General features: G+C 70.3%; 16 protein-coding genes and 1 riboswitch. Of the genes, 8 read left to right on the forward strand and 8 right to left on the reverse strand.

Annotated elements, in window-relative coordinates:
• Positions 1–68 precede the first annotated feature (68 nt).
• On the forward strand, positions 69–854 hold the full coding sequence (gene nagB / locus OG730_RS14420; protein WP_327304619.1) for a glucosamine-6-phosphate deaminase: 786 nt from the start codon (positions 69–71) through the stop codon (positions 852–854).
• A 162-nt stretch (positions 855–1,016) separates the two neighbouring features.
• Here nagB and OG730_RS14425 read toward each other — a convergent pair whose 3' ends face one another.
• The 4 genes from OG730_RS14425 to OG730_RS14440 all read right to left on the reverse strand — a co-directional run bounded on the left by OG730_RS14425 (position 1,017) and on the right by OG730_RS14440 (position 5,900).
• Entirely contained in the window at positions 1,017–2,507 is a 1,491-nt protein-coding gene (locus OG730_RS14425; protein ID WP_327304620.1) for a glycoside hydrolase family 3 protein, read from the reverse strand.
• A 6-nt stretch (positions 2,508–2,513) separates the two neighbouring features.
• Positions 2,514–3,350, reverse strand: a complete 837-nt coding sequence (locus OG730_RS14430) for a carbohydrate ABC transporter permease (RefSeq protein WP_327309264.1) — start codon at positions 3,348–3,350, stop codon at positions 2,514–2,516.
• A 56-nt stretch (positions 3,351–3,406) separates the two neighbouring features.
• Entirely contained in the window at positions 3,407–4,438 is a 1,032-nt protein-coding gene (locus tag OG730_RS14435) for a carbohydrate ABC transporter permease (RefSeq protein WP_327304621.1), read from the reverse strand.
• Between the two features lie 181 nt (positions 4,439–4,619).
• Positions 4,620–5,900, reverse strand: coding sequence for an extracellular solute-binding protein (locus OG730_RS14440; RefSeq protein ID WP_327304622.1), 1,281 nt, complete (start codon positions 5,898–5,900; stop codon positions 4,620–4,622).
• Positions 5,901–6,196: 296 nt separating this feature from the next.
• On the opposite strand from OG730_RS14440, the gene OG730_RS14445 reads away from it, so the two are divergent.
• The 6 genes from OG730_RS14445 (at position 6,197) to OG730_RS14470 (ending at position 13,888) form a co-directional block, all read left to right on the forward strand.
• A complete protein-coding gene (locus OG730_RS14445) occupies positions 6,197–6,961 on the forward strand; it encodes a GntR family transcriptional regulator (protein ID WP_250750353.1) in 765 nt (254 codons plus the stop codon).
• 198 nt (positions 6,962–7,159) lie between these two features.
• A complete protein-coding gene (locus OG730_RS14450; protein ID WP_327304623.1) occupies positions 7,160–9,313 on the forward strand; it encodes a carbon starvation CstA family protein in 2,154 nt (717 codons plus the stop codon).
• Entirely contained in the window at positions 9,310–9,507 is a 198-nt protein-coding gene (locus OG730_RS14455) for a CstA-like transporter-associated (seleno)protein (protein ID WP_327304624.1), read from the forward strand. The genes OG730_RS14450 and OG730_RS14455 overlap by 4 nt, the downstream gene beginning before the upstream one ends.
• A gap of 124 nt (positions 9,508–9,631) precedes the next feature.
• Positions 9,632–10,129, forward strand: coding sequence for a GNAT family N-acetyltransferase (locus OG730_RS14460; protein WP_327304625.1), 498 nt, complete (start codon positions 9,632–9,634; stop codon positions 10,127–10,129).
• Between the two features lie 66 nt (positions 10,130–10,195).
• Positions 10,196–10,324, forward strand: a riboswitch (cobalamin riboswitch).
• 160 nt (positions 10,325–10,484) lie between these two features.
• Complete coding sequence (locus tag OG730_RS14465) at positions 10,485–12,875, forward strand: ribonucleoside-diphosphate reductase subunit alpha (protein ID WP_327304626.1); 2,391 nt, start codon at positions 10,485–10,487, stop codon at positions 12,873–12,875.
• Entirely contained in the window at positions 12,875–13,888 is a 1,014-nt protein-coding gene (locus OG730_RS14470; protein WP_327304627.1) for a ribonucleotide-diphosphate reductase subunit beta, read from the forward strand. The genes OG730_RS14465 and OG730_RS14470 overlap by 1 nt, the downstream gene beginning before the upstream one ends.
• 15 nt (positions 13,889–13,903) lie before the next feature.
• Here the strand turns inward: OG730_RS14470 and OG730_RS14475 are convergent, their stop codons facing one another.
• Both OG730_RS14475 and OG730_RS14480 read right to left on the reverse strand, forming a co-directional pair.
• Positions 13,904–15,154 carry a hypothetical protein gene (locus OG730_RS14475; RefSeq protein WP_327304628.1) on the reverse strand — a complete coding sequence of 417 codons (1,251 nt, stop codon included), beginning with the start codon at positions 15,152–15,154 and terminating at the stop codon, positions 13,904–13,906.
• An 893-nt stretch (positions 15,155–16,047) separates the two neighbouring features.
• Positions 16,048–16,338, reverse strand: a complete 291-nt coding sequence (locus OG730_RS14480) for a hypothetical protein (protein WP_327304629.1) — start codon at positions 16,336–16,338, stop codon at positions 16,048–16,050.
• Positions 16,339–16,431: 93 nt separating this feature from the next.
• On the opposite strand from OG730_RS14480, the gene OG730_RS14485 reads away from it, so the two are divergent.
• Positions 16,432–17,412, forward strand: coding sequence for a helix-turn-helix domain-containing protein (locus tag OG730_RS14485; protein WP_327304630.1), 981 nt, complete (start codon positions 16,432–16,434; stop codon positions 17,410–17,412).
• 179 nt (positions 17,413–17,591) lie between these two features.
• On the opposite strand, the gene def is transcribed toward OG730_RS14485, so the two are convergent.
• Positions 17,592–18,227, reverse strand: a complete 636-nt coding sequence (gene def / locus OG730_RS14490) for a peptide deformylase (RefSeq protein ID WP_327304631.1) — start codon at positions 18,225–18,227, stop codon at positions 17,592–17,594.
• Positions 18,228–18,292: 65 nt separating this feature from the next.
• Complete coding sequence (locus tag OG730_RS14495) at positions 18,293–19,303, reverse strand: tetratricopeptide repeat protein (protein WP_327304632.1); 1,011 nt, start codon at positions 19,301–19,303, stop codon at positions 18,293–18,295.
• Between the last annotated feature and the right edge of the window lie 79 nt (positions 19,304–19,382).

Below are 19,382 nucleotides of genomic sequence, written 5' to 3' on the forward strand. Positions count from 1 at the left end.
CAACGGGGCCTCGCCTCTGCTAGATTGGTCTATACCACAACGTCACACTCCAGATCGGCAGGCCCCGCGTGGAAGTTGTCATCGTCCCGGACGCCAAGGCAGGCGGCGAGCTCATCGCGGAGGCCATGGCCGCCCTGGTCCGCCGCAAGCCCGACGCCCTGCTCGGCGTGGCGACCGGCTCTACCCCGCTGCCCATCTACGAGGCGCTCGCCGCCAAGGTGAAGGCCGGACTGGTCGACGCCTCCAAGGCCCGCGTCTGCCAGCTCGACGAGTACGTCGGCCTGCCGGCCGGACACCCGGAGTCCTACCGCGCCGTCGTCCTGCGCGAGGTCGTGGAGCCGCTCGGCCTGTCCGAGGCCTCCTTCATGGGCCCGGACGGCTCGGCCGAGGACATCGTCGGCGCCTGCGACGCCTACGACCGCGCGCTCGCCGCCGCCGGCGGCGTGGACCTCCAGCTCCTCGGCATCGGCACGGACGGGCACATCGGCTTCAACGAGCCCTGCTCCTCGCTCGCCTCGCGCACCCGCATCAAGACGCTGACGGAGCAGACCCGCGTGGACAACGCGCGCTTCTTCGACAACGACATAGACCAGGTGCCCCACCACGTCATCACCCAGGGCATCGGCACCATCCTCGACGCCCGCCACCTGGTCCTGCTGGCCACCGGTGAGGGCAAGGCGGAGGCCGTCGCGCAGACCGTCGAGGGCCCGCTGTCCGCCCTCGTGCCGGCCTCGGCGCTCCAGCTGCACCGCCACGCCACGGTGATCGTGGACGAGGCCGCCGCCTCCAAGCTGAAGCTGGCGGACTACTTCCGCCACGCCTTCGCCAACAAGCCCGCCTGGCAGGGTCTGTAAGCGGTACCGCTACGCGAAGAAGGGCCGGGTTCCCCGCGGGGGGCCCGGCCCTTCTTCGCGTAGCGGTACGCAAAACGCCGGCGGGGCTGGAAAATCCAGCCCCGCCGGCGTTTGAGGCGCGGGGTCCGGGGCGGAGCCCCGGCAGCCGACCCGCAGGGGCCGCTACACCCCCGCGATGATCTCGGCGGCAGCCCTGCCGCAGACCCGGGCCGCCCCGTGCGTCGCAATGTGCAGCGCACCCCGCGGCTCGGCCCGCGGCAGGCCCATCTCGACCACGATCGTCTCCGGCCGCGCCGCGACGAGCGCGTCCAGGGCCTCGGTCATCCAGGGGTGCCGGTGCGCGTCGCGGACCACCGCGACGACGGTGCGGTTCCCCGCCGCGGCCAGGACCTCGGCCGCGGTCGAACCCTGCGGGTACACGCCCGCCTCGGTGCCCGGGATCAGCGCGGACACCTCCCCCGCCACCCCCCACGGGGTCTCGTCGCCGACGGCGATGTTCGCCACCGGGCTGAGCGTGGCGATGTACGGGGCGTTCACCGGGGCGGCCGCCTTGGGTGAACCCGTCACGACCACCGCGCGGCGGGCCGCCGCCAGTCCGATGCCGGGCGCGCTGCTCCCCTCCGGCCGCGCGCCCAGGCGGACCTGGCGGGTCCACTCGGCCAGTGAGCGGACCCGGGCGGCGGCCTCGGCGAGGCGCTCCTCGGGGAGCGATCCGTCGCGGACGGCCGCGACCAGCGCGTCGCGCAGGCGCAGGACCGTGCCCTCGTCGGCCAGCCCGCCGCCGACGCAGATGGCGTCGGCGCCGGCCGCGATGGCCAGCACCGAGCCGCGCTCGATCCCGTACGTCCCGGCGATGGCGTGCATCTCCATGCCGTCGGTGACGATGAGGCCCTCGTAGCCGAGCTCCTTGCGCAGCAGACCGGTCAGGATCTGCGGGCTGAGGGTGGCCGGGCGGGTCGGGTCCAGGGCGGGCACCAGGATGTGGGCGCTCATGACGGCCTTGGTGCCGGCCTCGATGGCCGCCCGGAAGGGTACGAGTTCCCGCGCGGCCAGGGTGTCGAGGTCCACGTCGATGCGCGGCAGCGCGTGGTGCGAGTCGACGTTGGTGTCGCCGTGGCCCGGGAAGTGCTTGGTGCAGGCGGCGACGCCGGCGGCCTGGAGGCCTTCGACGTACGCGGCGGTGTGCCGGGCGGTGAGGTGGGTGTCGGCGCCGAAGGACCGTACGCCGATGACCGGGTTGTCCGGGTTGGAGTTGACGTCGGCGGACGGGGCCCAGTTGAGGTTGACCCCGCACTCGGCGAGCCGGCGGCCCAGCTCGCGGGCGACGTCGCGGGTCAGGTCCACGTCGTCCACGGCGCCGAGGGCCAGGTTGCCGGGGAAGGACGAGCCGCCCCGGACCTCCAGGCGGGTGACGTCGCCGCCCTCCTCGTCGATGGCGACGAGGACGTCGTCCCGCTCGGTACGCAGCTGCGCGGTCAGCGCGGCGAGTTGCTCGGGCGAGGTGATGTTGCGGCCGAAGAGGCCGACGGCGGTGAGGCCCTCGGCGACCTGGCGCAGCAGCCAGGCGGGGGCGGTGGTGCCCTCGAAGCCGGGCTGGAGGACCGCGAGGGCGTCCCGGGTCAGAGTGTCTGTGCGGTGCGCAAGGACAGTCATGGGCCGTTATCCCTTCACGGCGCCGGCGGTCATGCCGCCGACGGCCTTGCGCTGGAGGAAGACGAAGATGAGCAGCACCGGGACCGCGAAGAGCGAGGAAGCGGCCATGGTGGCGCCCCAGTCGTTGCCGAAGGCCGTCTGGAACTGGGTGAGCCACAGCGGCAGGGTCTGCGCGGTCTTGTCCTTGTGCAGGATCAGGACCATCGCGAACTCGTTCCAGGCCGTGATGAAGCCGAAGAGCGAGGTGGACATCAGGCCGGGGGCCAGCAGCGGGAAGATCACCTTGCGGAAGGCCTGGCCGCGGGTGCAGCCGTCGATCTGGGCGGCTTCCTCCAGGGTCACCGGGACCGCGGCGATGAAGCCGCGCAGGGTCCAGATGGTGAAGGGGAGGACCATCACGAAGTAGATCGCGGTCAGCACGCCGAGGTTGTTCAGCATCTCGGCGTCGCGGACGATCATGTACATCGCGATGACCATGACCTCCCAGGGCGCCATCTGGGCCAGCATCACGGCGAGCACGAGGCCCTTGCGGCCCTTGAACTTCATCCGGGCGATGGCGAAGCTCGCGGCGAGGGCGACGAGCAGGGCCAGCGCGACGGCGCCGACGGTGACGATCAGGCTGTTCGTGACGTAGGTCCAGAACAGGTCGACGCCGGTGGCCTTGGTGAAGTTGTCCAGCGTCGGGGTGAAGACGAAGACGGGGTCCTTGGAGAGGATCTCGCTGGACGGCTTGAGCGCCGAGGAGAACATCCAGTAGACGGGGAAGATGAAGACGACGGCCAGGAGCAGGGCGCCGAGGTTCTTGGCGACGGCGCCGGGGCGGACCGGCCGGCGGTTGCGCACCTGGGCGGGCTTCGCGGACGGCGCGGTGGTCGCGGGCTTCGGGGCGGTGGTCGTGGTCACTGCTCCTCCTCCTGCTTCAGGATCAGACGGAAGTAGAAGGACATGACGATCACGAGCATCAGGATGGTCAGGACGGAGATCGCCGCGGCCAGGCCGTAGTGGAACTGGCTCTGGCCCTCCACGTAGGCGAAGACGGGCAGGATCTCGGAGCCGCGGTCGGGACCGCCGGCCTTCATCGCGTACACCTGGGTGAAGGCCTTGAAGACCCAGATCACCTCGAGGAACGTGGTGACGAGGAAGAACGACTTCAGGTTCGGGAAGACGACCTTCCAGAAGGTCTGCCAGCCGTTGGCGCCGTCCATGCGGGCGGCCTCGTACAGTTCGCCGCTGACCGTGGTCAGACCGGCGTACATGTTGAGGGCGACGAAGGGGATCGAGCCCCAGACCACCAGGACCGTCACGATCACGAGGGTGGAGAAGCCGGTGCCGAACCAGTTGTGCTGGTCGTACCCGGAGAAGCCGAGCGTGCGCATCAGCCAGTTCATGACGCCGAACTGCTCGTCGAACAGCCACTGGAAGACGGTCACGGAGGCGACGATCGGCATGGCCCAGGCCATCACCAGCGCCATCGACAGGACCAGGCGCATCCATTTGCCGAGCTTGTTCAGCAGGATGCCTATGAGGCTGCCGATGATCATGATCAGCGCGACGTTGGCCGCGGTGAAGGCGAAGCTTCGGACGACGACGGTCCAGAACTGCGAGTCGCCCAGCAGCTGGGTGTAGTTGTCCAGTCCGGCGAACGGCGCCTTCCGCTGGATGAACTCGATCTTGTCGACCGTCTGGAACGACAGGATGATGTTCTTGATCAGCGGATACAGCAGCAGGCCCGCCATGCTGAGCACGGCCGGCCCGACCAGGAGGTAGGGCCACCACCCCGCGGGGAGCGACTTTCTGCTCTTTCCGCTCCCGCGAGGAGACGTGGACGTTTCCTTGGCACCGGCGGGCGGCGGCGTCTCGGCCACCCCTGCGGACTTCTGTGGTGCGTCCTGTGGAGCGGAGGTCGCCGCTCCCTGGGAGTGCACGGTCATGTCTGGCTTCCTCGCGGTTGACTGTGGCGACCCGCACCCGCTTCCCCGCTCGGAGCAGGCGGCGCTTACTTCTGTCAATGCGCGACCGGGGGCGCGGCGGACGCTCGGGACGCCCGCCGCACCCCCCGGTGCGATCACTGCTGTTACTGCGTACTTCAGGTGATGCGGTACTTCGGCCGTGCTACTTGTTGATGCGGTTCGCGATCTCGGTGTCGGCGTCCGCGCCGGCCTTGGCCGGGTCGGTGCCGTTCAGGACCTTGGTCATGAAGTCCTTGATCGGGTTGGGCTCGGTCTCGACGTTCGCCCAGCCCGGGGTCACCGGGGTGATCTTGCCGTTGGCGCCGGCCTTGGCCATGGCCTCGGCGAAGGAGCCCGCCGGCGGAGCGAAGTTCGCGCCCACCTGGTTCGGGAGCAGCGCGCCCTTGGTCTCGGCGGCGTACTTGGTCATCTGGTCCTTGCCTGCGGCGAGGGCCAGCCACTCCTTGGCGAGGTCCTTGTTCTTGGAACGCTCGGCGATCGCCAGGTTCGAGCCACCGAGGAACACGGTGCCCGGCTTGTCGGCGGTCTTGCCCGGGATCGGGAAGTAACCGAAGTCGGCTTCCTTGCCCGCGTCCTTCAGCGCCTTCTCCGCGCCGCCGGCCTCCCAGCCGAGACCGATCCAGGACGAGACGCCGCCCTTGGGAACGATGTCGGTGGACTGCTGCGGGGTCGCCTCGTCCTTGTCCTTCGGGGCGGTGGAGAAGGACTGGAGCTTCTTGTAGAAGTCCATCGCGGAAGCGGCCTGGGGGGTGGCGAGGCCACCCTTCCACTTGGCGCCGTCCTTGGTGGCGAGGTCGCCGCCCTCGTCCCAGATGAAGCCCGCGAGGACGTACCAGCTCTGGCCGGGCAGGTAGATCGGCTGCGACTTCGGGTCGGCCGCCTTCAGCTTCTCCAGACCGGCGACCCACTCGTCGCGGGTGGTCGGCGGGGTGACGCCGGCCTTCGCGTAGGCCTTCTTGTCGTAGACCACGACGCGGTTGGCCGCGTACCACGGAGCGGAGTACAGCTTGCCGTCGATCTCCGCCGAGGCCAGCATGCCCTTCGCCCAGGCGTCCGCGCCGAGCTTCGCCTTGTCCTTCGTCAGCTCTGCGAGGCCACCGGTGACCGCGTAACCGGCGGTCTGGGTGTTGCCGAGCTCCAGGACGTCCGGCGGGGTGTCCTCGGAGAGGGCCGTCGTGACCTTCTCCTGGATGCCCTTCCACTGCTGCGTCTCGACCTTGACGGTGACGCCGGGGTGCTTGGCCGAGAACTCGGCGTTGACCGCGTCGATCCAGGCCTTCGGCGCAGAGCCGTCCATGACCCAGACGGTGATCTCCTTGGGGCCCGAGTCGGCCTTGGCCTTGTCGTCGCCGCCGTTACCGCACGCCGCGACTCCGGCCATCATGCCAACGACACTGACCGCCACGATGAGCTTGCGCTTCACGCCACCCTCCTCAGGGATGCTGCCTGCAACTTCCCTTGCCCGCCGCGGTGACTCAAAAAGCACCAAGTACTGCCCGTGGGGCCGGGATCCGATCCATATTGGTGTAGACCAGTAGCTGGAGCTTGGCCTAGACCTTTAGGGGTGTCAAGGGTCTAATGAGCGGGTGATCGGTCCGTTATCGGACCGACACCTGGGGGAGGGAGGAGGCCCGCCCTCCCTCCCGTGTCACGATGTGACCGCACATATCGGAGGAGCCGGTGACGGCAACGAAACTGGAGTCGGGAAGGCGGGCGGCGATGGCCACCGAAGGGGCGATCACGGAGCCGGACAGCGGGGCGGCCACCCGCACGGCACGCGTGCCCAAGTACTACCGGCTCAAGCGCCACTTGCTCGATATGACCGAAACCCTTCCACCTGGCACACCGGTGCCGCCCGAGCGCACGCTCGCGGCCGAGTTCGACACCTCGCGGACCACGGTCCGACAGGCTCTCCAGGAGCTCGTGGTCGAGGGCCGGCTGGAACGGATCCAGGGCAAAGGAACCTTCGTCGCCAAGCCGAAGGTCTCCCAGCCGCTCCAACTCTCCTCGTACACGGAGGACATGAGGGCCCAGGGCCTGGAGCCGACCTCCCAGCTCCTGGACATCGGCTACGTGACGGCCGACGACACCCTCGCCGGTCTCCTCAAGATCGCCACCGGCGGGCGGGTCCTGCGCATCGAGCGGCTCCGCCTGGCCAGCGGGGAGCCGATGGCCATCGAGACCACGCACCTGTCGGCCAAGCGCTTCCCCGCGCTGCGCCGTTCGCTGGTCAAGTACACCTCCCTCTACACCGCCCTCGCCGAGGTGTACGACGTGCGCCTCGCCGAAGCGGAGGAGACCATCGAGACCTCGCTGGCCACTCCGCGGGAGGCCGGACTGCTCGGCACCGACGTCGGCCTGCCGATGCTGATGCTTTCCCGCCATTCCCTGGACGCCGACGGGGAGCCCGTCGAATGGGTGCGTTCCGTATACCGCGGCGATCGTTACAAGTTCGTCGCCCGACTCCAGCGTCCCGCCGTCTGATTCGTAGTTGACTCTCGTTCCGCTATACGGACGGGGGCTTACGTCCAGCGGGCGGTCCCCCGTAGATTCCCTGCGCTCACGCAGATGATCAACGAGGGGACGAGGATCATGACGGAACCGGAACGGGAAGCTGCCGGGGCGGTACGGAACGCGGCGAGTCCGGGCACCACGCCGGACTCGCCTTCTCCATCAGGGGGCATGTCCCCCAAGGCCGTGGCCGTGTGGGTGCTGGTCGGGCTCGTGGGAGCCATCGGCTGGGGCGTGCTGGCGCTCTCCCGCGGCGAGGAGATCTCGGCCGCCTGGCTGCTCGCCGCCGCGCTGGGCTCGTACGCGATCGGCTACCGCTTCTACGCGCGCTTCATCGCGAACCGCGTACTGAAGGTGGACAAGACCCGCGCCACCCCCGCCGAACGCCTTGACAACGGTGTCGACTTCCACCCGACCGACCGACGGGTGCTCTTCGGCCACCACTTCGCCGCCATCGCCGGCGCCGGACCGCTCGTGGGCCCCGTGCTCGCCTCACAGATGGGCTACCTGCCCGGCACCATCTGGATCGTCGTGGGCGTGATCTTCGCGGGCGCCGTCCAGGACATGGTCACGCTCTTCTTCTCCACCCGGCGCAACGGCCGTTCGCTCGGCCAGATGGCCCGGGACGAGATCGGCCCGGTCGGCGGCGCCGCCGCGCTGATCGGCGTCTTCGCCATCATGATCATCCTGCTGGCCGTACTGGCCCTGGTCATCGTCAACGCCCTGGCGCACTCGCCGTGGGGCGTCTTCTCCATCGGCATGACCATCCCGATCGCCCTCTTCATGGGCGTCTACCTGCGCGTCCTGCGCCCGGGCAAGGTCACCGAGGTCTCCGTCGTCGGTGTCGCGCTGCTGCTGCTCGCCATCGTCGCGGGCGGCTGGGTCGCCGAGTCCTCGCTGGCGGACACCTTCACCCTGGAGAAGGAGACGCTGGTCATCTGGATGATCGCCTACGGCTTCGTGGCGTCCGTCCTGCCGGTGTGGATGCTGCTCGCCCCGCGCGACTACCTCTCCACCTTCATGAAGGTGGGCACCATCGGGCTGCTGGCCGTGGGCGTGGTCATCGCCATGCCGACGCTGAAGATGCCGGCGGTCACCGAGTTCGCCTCGCGCGGCGACGGGCCGGTCTTCGCGGGCTCGATGTTCCCGTTCGTCTTCATCACCATCGCCTGCGGAGCGCTGTCCGGCTTCCACTCCCTGGTCTCCTCGGGCACCACCCCGAAGATGATCCAGAAGGAGACCCAGGTCCGGGTCATCGGCTACGGCGCGATGCTGACCGAGTCCTTCGTCGCCATCATGGCGATCATCGCGGCCTGCATCATCGATCCCGGCCTGTACTTCGCCATCAACTCCCCCGGCGGGGTCGTCGGCGCCACCGTCGAGACGGCCTCGCAGGCCGTCACGAACTTCGGCTTCGCCATCTCCCCCGAGGCCCTCGCGCAGGCCGCGAAGGACGTGGAGGAGACCAGCCTGCTGTCCCGTACGGGCGGCGCCCCGACCTTCGCACTCGGAATGTCGGAGATCTTCTCGGCCGTGGTCGGCGGCTCCTCCATGAAGGCGTTCTGGTACCACTTCGCGATCATGTTCGAGGCCCTGTTCATCCTGACGACGGTCGACGCGGGCACCCGCGTGGGCCGCTTCATGCTCCAGGACACCCTCGGCAACGTGCACAAGTCCTTCAAGGACGTCAGCTGGAAGCCGGGCGTCTGGTTCGCCAGCGCGGTCGTCGTCGGCGGCTGGGGCTACTTCCTGTGGGTCGGCGTCAAGGACCCGCTGGGCGGCATCAACCAGCTCTTCCCGCTGTTCGGCATCGCGAACCAGCTGCTCGCGGCGGTCGCCCTGGCCGTCTGCACCACCCTGCTGATCAAGTCCGGCCGGCTCAAGTGGGCCTGGGTGACGGGCGTTCCGCTGGCCTGGGACCTGGCCGTCACGCTCACCGCCAGCTACCAGAAGATCTTCTCCGACAACCCGAAGATCGGCTTCTTCGCGCAGCGGGACCTCTACCAGGACGGGATCGACGCGGGCAAGGTCCTCAAGCCCGCCAAGAACATGGACGAGATGCACACCGTGGTCACCAACGCCACGGTGGACGGCGTCCTGTCGGTGTTCTTCGCCCTGCTGATCATCATCGTGCTCGTCGACGCGGCCCGGACCTGCCTCAAGGCCATCCGCAAGCCCGAGTCGGTCACCCTGGTCGAGGTCCCGTGGACCGAGTCCAAGCTCGTCGCCCCGGCCGGCCTCATCCCCACCGCCGAGGAGCGGGCCGAGCTCGCCGCGGCCGGCCTCGACTCGGGCGGAGGCCGCGTGAAGGAGCCGGTCGCGTGACGCGCCTGCGCCACGCGCTGGGCCGGGCCCGGTTCTTCGTACGGGAGTTCTCGGGCGAGGCGGCCTACGACCACTACGTCGCCCACGCCCGTACGCACGACCCGGACGCGCCGGTCCAGTCGCGCCGGGCCTTCGAACGGGCCCGTACGGACGCCCGCGAGGGCGACCCGCGCGAAGGGTTCCGCTGCTGCTGAACCGGTGGGCCCCGGAGGCCGACCGATGCCGCTGAACGGCCGGGCCCACGGGGCCGCCGCGTTCCGCCGTCCACCCGACGGAACGCGGCGGCCCCTTCTCTTCCCCTGGCGCACACTCGATGCCATGGACATCATCATCAGGACGGCGGCGACCGCCGAATACGAAGAACTCGGCGAGATCACCGCACGGGCGTACCTCGACGACGGACTGCTGCACTCCTCCGAGGACGACCCCTACCTGAACCGGCTGCGCGATGTCGCCGGCCGGGCCCCCGACGGCGAGGTCCTCGTCGCGGAGTACGAGGGCACGCTGCTCGGCGGTGTGACCTTCGCCCCTCCCGGCAGCCCGCTGTGCGATATCGCGGGCCCGGGCGAGGCGGAGTTCCGGATGCTGGCCGTCTCCCCGGCGGCGCGCGGCCGCGGCGCGGGCGAAGCCCTCGTACGGGCCTGCGTGAGCCGCGCCCGGGAGCTGGAGGGCGTGGACCACCTGGTGCTGTCCACCACGCGGAAGATGCTCGGGGCGCACCGGATCTACGACCGGCTGGGCTTCGTACGGACCCCCGAGCGGGACTGGTACCCGGTTCCGGGCCTCCCCCTGCTCACCTACCGCCTGGAGCTCTAGCGGCGCGCCGCCCCCGAGGAGCGACACAACATGTGGGGGCCAACGCAAGCACCGGCCCCCACATGTATGCTCATGCTCGCTGTCGTCGCAGGGGAATCCGGTGAGAATCCGGAACTGTCCCGCAACGGTATGAAATGCACCGACTCGATCGGCGCATCCGCAAGTCCGAGGACCTGTCGACAGTGCTCCCGGTTCGACCGAACCGGGTGCAGACACGTCCGGGCCTCGCGGTTGGGCCGGTGGACGCCACGTGGCGCACGCGCACTGCCCTGCCAGGCACGCGCTCCCCCACGTGCGCCCCCTCGCGCCCCGCACCAAAGGTGTTCCCGGAGCCGAGCGAGGGAGAGCTCCCCCCGTGACCATCGCGCCTTCCGCACCGCGCGCCGCGTCCGACCCGTCCGCCCATGAGGGTCCGGGGGCCGCGCTCCTGCGCACGCTCACCGAGCTGACCGCCGACCTGCCCGACACCGACCCCGGCCGGGTCGCCGCCGCCGCGCTGCGCGGCCGCAGCGCCGCCGCCGACGAGGCGGAGCTCCGTACGCTCGCCACCGAGGCGGCCGCCGGGCTGATCTCCGAGGACCCGGCGTACTCCCGCCTCGCCGCCCGCCTGCTGACGCTGGCCGTCCGCGATGAGGCCGCCGGCCAGGGCTCCACCTCCTTCTCCGGCTCCGTCGAGGTCGGCCACCGCGAGGGCCTGATCGCCGACCGCACCGCCGACTTCGTACGCCTGCACGCGGGCCGGCTCGACGCGCTGGTCGGGCACGCCCTCGCCGAGGGCGCCGACGACCGCTTCGGCTTCTTCGGCCTGCGCACCCTGCACAGCCGCTACCTGCTGCGCCACCCGATCACCCGCCAGGTCATCGAGACCCCGCAGTACTTCATGCTGCGCGTGGCCTGTGGCCTCGCCGAGAACGATTCGGTCCAGGCCGTCGAGGAAGTGGCCTCGCTCTACCGGCTGATGAGCCGCCTCGACTACCTGCCCTCCTCCCCCACCCTCTTCAACTCCGGCACCCGGCACCCGCAGATGTCCTCCTGCTACCTGCTGGACTCCCCGCTGGACGAGCTCGACTCGATCTACGACCGCTACCACCAGGTCGCGCGCCTGTCCAAGCACGCCGGCGGCATCGGCCTCTCGTACTCCCGCATCCGCGCCCGCGGTTCGCTGATCCGCGGCACGAACGGTCACTCCAACGGCATCGTGCCGTTCCTGAAGACCCTCGACGCCTCCGTCGCCGCCGTGAACCAGGGCGGCCGCCGCAAGGGCGCCGCCGCGGTCTACCTGGAGACCTGGCACGCGGACATCGAGGAGTTCCTGGAGCTCCGCGACAACACCGGCGAGGACCAGCGCCGCACGCACAACCTGAACCTGGCGCACTGGGTGCCGGACGAGTTCATGCGCCGCGTGAACGCCGACGCCGACTGGTCGCTGTTCTCCCCGGCCGACGTCCCCGAGCTGGTGGACCTGTGGGGCGACGCGTTCGACGCCGCCTACCGCAAGGCCGAGGAGTCGGGCCTGGCCCGCAAGACCATGCCCGCCCGCGACCTGTACGGCCGGATGATGCGCACCCTCGCGCAGACCGGCCAGGGCTGGATGACCTTCAAGGACGCCTCGAACCGCACGGCGAACCAGACCGCCGAGCCGGGCACCGTCGTCCACTCCTCGAACCTGTGCACCGAGATCATCGAGGTCACCAACGACGGCGAGACGGCCGTCTGCAACCTCGGCTCGGTCAACCTCGGCGCCTTCGTGCTCGCCGAGTCGGGCGACATCGACTGGGAGCGCCTGGACGAGACCGTCCGCACCGCGGTCACCTTCCTCGACCGCGTCGTGGACATCAACTTCTACCCGACCGAGCAGGCCGGCCGTTCCAACGCCCGCTGGCGCCCGGTGGGCCTGGGCGCGATGGGCCTCCAGGACGTCTTCTTCCAGCTGCGGATCCCCTTTGACTCCGCCGAGGCGAAGGCCCTGTCCACGAAGCTCTCCGAGCGCATCATGCTCGCGGCGTACGAGGCCTCCTGCGACCTGGCCGAGCGCAGCGGCCCGCTCCCCGCGTGGGAGCAGACCCGCACGGCCCGCGGCGTCCTGCACCCCGATCACTACGACGTCGAACTGAACTGGCCGGAGCGCTGGGACGCGCTGCGCGCCCGGGTCGCCGCGACCGGCATGCGCAACTCCCTCCTCCTCGCCATCGCCCCGACGGCGACCATCGCCTCCATCGCGGGCGTGTACGAGTGCATCGAGCCGCAGGTCTCCAACCTCTTCAAGCGCGAGACCCTGAGCGGCGAGTTCCTCCAGGTCAACGGCTACCTGGTGCAGGAGCTCAAGCGGCTCGGCGTCTGGGACGCCCAGACCCGCGAGGCGCTGCGCGAGTCCTCCGGCTCGGTCCAGGGCTTCGGCTGGATCCCGGCGGAGGTGCGCGACCTGTACCGCACCGCGTGGGAGATCCCGCAGCGCGGCCTGATCGACATGGCGGCCGCGCGCACCCCCTTCCTGGACCAGTCGCAGTCGCTGAACCTGTTCCTGGAGACGCCCACCATCGGCAAGCTCAGCTCGATGTACGCGTACGCCTGGAAGCAGGGGCTGAAGACCACGTACTACCTGCGCTCGCGCCCGGCGACGAAGATCGCCCGCGCCGCGTCCGGCTCCGCGGTCCCGGCCGCCGCCACCCCGCTCCCGCAGGCCGTCGACGCCGACGCGCTGGCCTGCTCCCTTGAGAACCCCGAGTCCTGCGAGGCCTGCCAGTAATGAGCTCCACCCACAAGAACCTGCTCGACCCGGGCTTCGAACTGACCCTCCGCCCCATGCGCTACCCGGACTTCTACGAGCGCTACCGGGACGCGATCAAGAACACCTGGACCGTCGAGGAGGTCGATCTCCACTCGGACGTCGCGGACCTCGCGAAGCTGACCCCGTCCGAGCAGCACATGATCGGCCGGCTGGTCGCGTTCTTCGCGACGGGCGACTCGATCGTCTCGAACAACCTGGTCCTCACCCTCTACAAGCACATCAACTCCCCGGAGGCGCGCCTGTACCTGTCGCGCCAGCTCTTCGAGGAGGCCGTGCACGTCCAGTTCTATCTGACGCTGCTCGACACCTACCTGCCCGACCCGGACGACCGCGCGGCCGCCTTCGACGCGGTCGAGGAGATCCCGTCGATCCGCGAGAAGGCGCAGTTCTGCTTCCGCTGGATGGACTCGGTCGAGAAGATCGACCGCCTGGAGACGGCCTCCGACCGGCGCCGCTTCCTGCTGAACCTGATCTGCTTCGCGGCGTGCATCGAGGGCCTGTTCTTCTACGGCGCCTTCGCGTACGTGTACTGGTTCCGCTCGCGCGGCCTGCTGCACGGCCTGGCGACGGGCACCAACTGGGTGTTCCGCGACGAGACCATGCACATGAACTTCGCGTTCGAGGTCGTGGACACCGTCCGCAAGGAGGAGCCGGAGCTCTTCGACGACGCGCTCCAGCAGCAGGTCGTCGACATGCTGAAGGAGGCCGTGGAGGCGGAGCTGCAGTTCGGCCGCGACCTGTGCGGTGACGGCCTGCCGGGCATGAACACCGAGTCGATGCGCGAGTACCTGGAGTGCGTCGCGGACCAGCGCCTGGTCCGCCTGGGCTTCGCGCCGGTCTACGGCTCGCAGAACCCGTTCTCCTTCATGGAGCTCCAGGGCGTCCAGGAGCTGACGAACTTCTTCGAGCGCCGCCCGTCGGCCTACCAGGTCGCGGTGGAGGGCACTGTTGACCTGGACGAGGACTTCTAAGACTTGATCCGTAAGTCACCAGAGGGTGAGCTGCGAGTTGCAGCCGGGGCGGTGTCCGGGCTTTCCGGCGTGGTCACGCACGGGGCGTGGCTCATCCGGGGTTGCTCGGGACCGCCGTCCGGCGGTTCGGGGAGCAGAGGTTCCACGTTGACGTGGAACTGCCACGCGACCAGCACCCCGAGGGGTGTTCTGGCACGGTGTGGTTGACTCCCGCAGGGCTTCTTCCAGCCCTTCGGAGAAGATGATCTGCGCGTGTCGGGACGCGGTGATGTCCAGGTACGCGGTCTTGGGGTCGTCCACGTCGGCGAAGCGGACGAAAGAGGCCAGGGCAGCGGACACCATGTCGCGCTTGCCGACCAAGCCGCACGCGATGCACTTGTGTTCCCGGTCCCGCAGCGACTTGTTGACCCGCTCCCCGCACAGGCAGTGCTGAGACAGCGCGGTGGACCATGTGGCGGCCCGTACGAGACGGCCGCCCGCCGCCTGGCATTCGCGCTCAAGGGCTGCTACGAGCAGGCCGGGTGTGGTCTGAGACAGGCGCTTGCCCCACAGCCGGTACCAGGTGCGGATGTCGCAGTCCTCCACCACGAGTGTGGGGCCGTGGACGGCGATGATCTCGCGAGCAACGGCGCGGGCGCGGTGGCTGCGGTGTTCGGAGGCGGAGGCGGCGGCTTCGGCCTGGTGGGCGCGCAGCTTCCGGTAACCGCCTGAGATCCGGTCTTGGCGGAACGCCTGCTTGGGCACACCATCCGAGCGTGCGGCGCGGCCACCGCCGGGCACGGTGACAGCCTTGGGCTCCAGGCCCTTGGCCTCGCGCTGCTCCGCACGTCGGGCCTGCTTCTTCGACAGCCCGTACTGCTCGGTGTTCGCCGCCCGGCGGGAACGCTCAAGCGCCCGCGCACGACCGCGCCGCTTCTCCGCTTCCCGCTCCAGAAGCGCCCGCTCCTCCGGACTGAGAGTGATCTCGGTGGAGGCCGGGGCTTCCTTGCCGGGATCGAGGCTTGCGGGCAGGGAGACGACGGAGAGGTTGGAGACGTTGCCGTCCACCCCGCCGGTCCGATCCAGCGCGGCGGCCTGCTCGCGCATGGCTCGTACTGCAGGTGCTGTGTAGCCGGAGCCGAGGAGCATCAGGTGCGCCTCGTACACCCAGCCGCCCGGTGCGGACGCCTTCCGGCGGCGCACAAGATCGACCTTGTGCCAGCGGCCGGGGCTGGCGAGGAAGTGCTCGGCCCGTGCCCACTGGCCGGGCTGCTGCGGGATTCGCACGGGCAGTACGAGGCCGCCCCTGCCGGAGTCGGGGCCGCCCGCGAACACCACGGCGAGCGGGCCGTGTGATCCCACCAGGTCGCCTTCCGCGTACCCGGCTTCCCCGAGGTCGTGGTCTTGCCGGTGGGCATGACGCCGGGCGTCGTGGCCGGTACTGGCATCCGTCGCGGCTGCTGAAGCGTGTGCCGGCCCCCGCCCCCGTGGGCCATGGTGTGGCCGTGGAGCGAGCCGACCAGGCGGAAGGTCTCCCACTTGCGTTCGGAGGTGTGGGAGCGGGCCCGGCCGGGGATACGGGTGAAGTCGTACCACCGGCCCGTCTTCGGACGGCCGTGCCGCTTGCCGGTGGCGTCCGGGAAGAGGTGCCGCTGCACGCCGTTCCACACCTCATCAGCCATGTGCATGGCCAGGGCCTTCGAGGCATGGTGCTTGAGGTGGCCGGACGCTTCGAGGTGCTTGTATGCGCAGCGCTCAAATGCCTCACGGGACAGGCCGAGGCGCTGCCGGACCGCCTTCGCCCCGTGCTCGTCGCGCTCGTACTTGGCGGCCCAGTAGGCATCGACCTTGGCGCGGGCATCCCGCTGGACGGCCCGCTTGACCGACCACATCGCCCCGAACAGCTTCTCCAGCCGATCCAGGTCGGCTGGGTCGGTGACCGCCAGCGGCAGCACCATCACCGACACGATCCCGCCGTCAGGCTTCCTCCACTTCGGAGCCTTGTTCTTTCCCCGGAACCTGCACGTCTGAGCGGCTCGCACCAATGTCACCCCCGTCGCAGACTATCCAGGAACCAGCACGGTAAGTGAGCGAAAGGTGACTCCTAGCAGGCCCCGGCCCTCGGGGCGGCGGCGCTGCCGTGCACCGCCGCCTGAGTGTGGGCGGGATCCCGGCCGTCATCACCGCGCTGCTGACCTGGGTCCTATGCGCGCCCGCATCAGCCGTGCCAGCCCCATTGACGCGGACGCTGATCCGCACGAAGACGAGGCCGACGGCCCGGCACCCCGGCTGGAGCGTGACCCTGACGCGGGGTCCGGAGCTCGGATGACCGCGGCCCGGCCAGCCGTGCGCTCGGCGGCCGCCCGGACCTGCCGGTCGAGGCGGCGCTCGTGCGCGGCCCAGTACAGGGAGGGGGCCAGTAGGACGACGGCGACGGTCAGGACGACGAGGTAGTCGAAGAAGGTGTTCATGACTCCACTCTCGCCAGGGCGGCCGAAACCGGACAGTGGCAGGACTGTCATGAAGGGGCGAATTACTGCCACCCTTGCTGGCACACTGGGGTCATGGTGAAGCCTTCCTCCCTCAGCAACGTGGCCGTGGCCGTGGTGAACGGGGTCACCCCCTTCGAGTTGGGCATCTTCTGCGAGGTCTTCGGGATCGACCGCAGCGGCATGGGCCTGCCGACCTACGATTTCGCCCTCTGCGCGATGGAGGGGAACCCGATCACCGCCGGCGACGGCCACTACAGCCTCACGCTCCCCCACGGGCCCGAACGGCTGGAGGAGGCGGATCTGATCTGCCTGCCCGCCGACCGCGGGGCCCCCACCCGCGTGTACCCGGAGTCGCTCCTGGAGGCCCTGCGGCGGGGCGTGGACCGGGGCGCGCGGGTGCTGAGCGTGTGCAGCGGGGCCTTCATGCTCGGCGCGGCCGGGCTGCTGGACGACCGGCGCTGCACCACGCACTGGATGCACGCCCCGACCCTGGCCCGCCGCTTCCCGCGGGCCAAGGTCGACCCGGACGTGCTCTACGTGGACGAGGGCCAGGTGATCACCTCGGCCGGCACCGCCTCCGGGATCGACGCGTGCCTGCACCTCGTCCGGCAGGAGCAGGGCGCGGAGGTGGCCAACACCATCGCCCGGCGGATGGTCGTACCGCCGCACCGGGACGGCGGGCAGGCGCAGTACATCCAGCGCCCGCTGCCCCGCACCTCCTGCGACACGGTGGGCGAGGTGATCGGCTGGATGGCCCGCCACCTGGAGGAGGAGATCACGGTCGAGCAGCTCGCGGAGCGGGCCCACATGTCCGCGCGGACCTTCGCGCGGCGCTTCCTGCAGGAGACGGGGACCACCCCGTACCAGTGGGTGCTGCGCCAGCGGGTCCTGCTGGCGCAGGAGCTGCTGGAGGCCACCGACGAGACGGTGGACGCGATCGCGGGGCGCTGCGGGTTCGGCACGGCGGCCGCTCTGCGCCACCACTTCCTGCGGACGCTGGGCACCACCCCGAACGCCTTCCGCCGCACGTTCCGGGGGCCGGCCGCGGCCTGAAGCCCCCTGGCGAGGACTCCCCGACCTTGATCATCTAGGGTTTGGAGGTTCTGACTACACAGGGGGCCTTCATGACGCGCCGCGGCGACGACTTCGGCTGGGACTCGTGCCCGCCAACCATGTGAGAGGCGCCCCGCTCCTGACCGGAGCGGGGCGCCTTTCGCCTGCGGGAGCGGGGGCTACGCGTTCGGAACCGTCTCGTAGCGCGCGGTGCCCTCTTCCATCTGCCGCAGCGCGTCCTTGCGGTCGCGCTTGGAGAGCCGGTCGATGTACAGGTAGCCGTACAGGTGGTCCGTCTCGTGCTGGAGGCAGCGCGCGAAGTAACCGGTGCCGCGCACCTTGATCGGGTTGCCCTGCGCGTCCTGGCCGGTCACCTCGGCGTAGTCCGGGCGGGCCAGCGCGGCGTAGGCGGTGGGGACCGACAGGCAGCCCTCGTTCGAGTCGTCCAGGATCCGGGCGGCGGCGGGCAGCTCGACGAGCTTGGGGTTGATCACCACGCCCGTGTGGCGGTTGCCGTCGTCGTCCGGGCAGTCGTAGACGAAGACCTTGGCGTCGACGCCGATCTGGTTCGCGGCGAGGCCCACGCCCTCGGCGGCCTTCTGGCTGGCGAACATGTCGTCGATCAGCTGCGCCAGCTCGTCGCCGAACTCGGTGACGTCCTTGCACTCCCGGTGCAGGACCGGGTTGCCGACCACCGTGATGGGGCGGGCGGTGCCGCGCTCGCGGTGGGCGAGCTCGCGCGCCTCACAGTCCTCGGTGTCCACGACGTACCCGTCGTTCACGCTCTCGACAACGTCGTTCTCCTGCTGCGCCATGTCCGCCGTACGCCTTCCGTAAGTCCACCAGTCACCGATGTGCCGGTACAGACTACGGCCCCGGCTCAGCAGACCTCTTCGAGATCCCGCCACTCCCGGGTGTCCGGACTGTCCGCGACCCAGCCGTCGAGCAGCCCGCGCACCAGGCCGGCCGGCGCCGCGATCCCGCACTCCCGCTCGGGCACCCACAGCGATCCGGACCCGTTCGTACGGTGGCCCAGCGGGCCGGGGTGACCCGGTTCGCTGTGGTCGTGCGGGTCCAGGTGCTCGCCGTCGCCCTCACCGCTCGGCATCGCGCTCTCCGAGCAGGTCCGGCACAGCAGCCGCACCGAGGAGGACCAGTCCTCTGCGGCGAAACCCGCGTCGGAGGCCAGCTGCTCCAGGGCGTTGCGGTCGGCCTCGGTGGCCGCCTCCAGGAGCACCACCCAGGTCGGCACCGGGGAGGGCGCCCACAGCTCGATCTCGTCGAAGACGGGGTACGAGGGCCCGGCCGCGGTGACACGCTCGCCGTGCGGGACCCCGTCGTGCAGCACGACCTCGCCCCAGCGCCGCCCCGAGGAGGGCAGCGGGATCGACAGGACCTCCATGCGGGCCGGGTCCAGCCGGCGGCCCCAGACCACCTCGGCCTCGCCCTCGGGCGACAGCCGCACGGCCGCGCTCCCGAGCTCCATGCCGACCGGTTCGCCGTTGGCGTGAGCGCCGCCGGAGCCCGCGGCGTGCGGGTCTCCGGGCACCTTCAGCCCGTACGCCTGCCAGGCTCGCCGGGCCAGCGGCCAGTCCTGCAGCGCGGTCGCGGCGATGCCGACGTTCCACCAGTCCGGAGCGCCGGTCTCCCGGTCGAGCAGGGCCACGGCGCGCAGCCCGGCGGCCCGCGCCTGCTCCCAGTCGTGGCGGAACTTGTGGAGCAGCGCCAGATTGAACCAGGACTCGGACAGCCAGGGCTCCAGGTCCGCCGCCCTGGTCAGGAGCGCGCCCGCGTCCTCGTACCGACCGTCGCCGATCAGGGTGAACGCGCGGTCGGTGGCCTGCCGCCACGAGGCGGAGGGCCGGTGCCGTACCTTCCCGAAGATCCTCACGATTCCCGCCTGCCGGACACTCCTGCTGCGAACACTTCTCCTGGGAACACTCTCACTGGCATCCAACCATGCCCACTCG

It is taken from the genome of Streptomyces sp. NBC_01298 (assembly GCF_035978755.1).
In the GTDB taxonomy this organism is placed as follows: Bacteria; Actinomycetota; Actinomycetes; order Streptomycetales; family Streptomycetaceae; genus Streptomyces.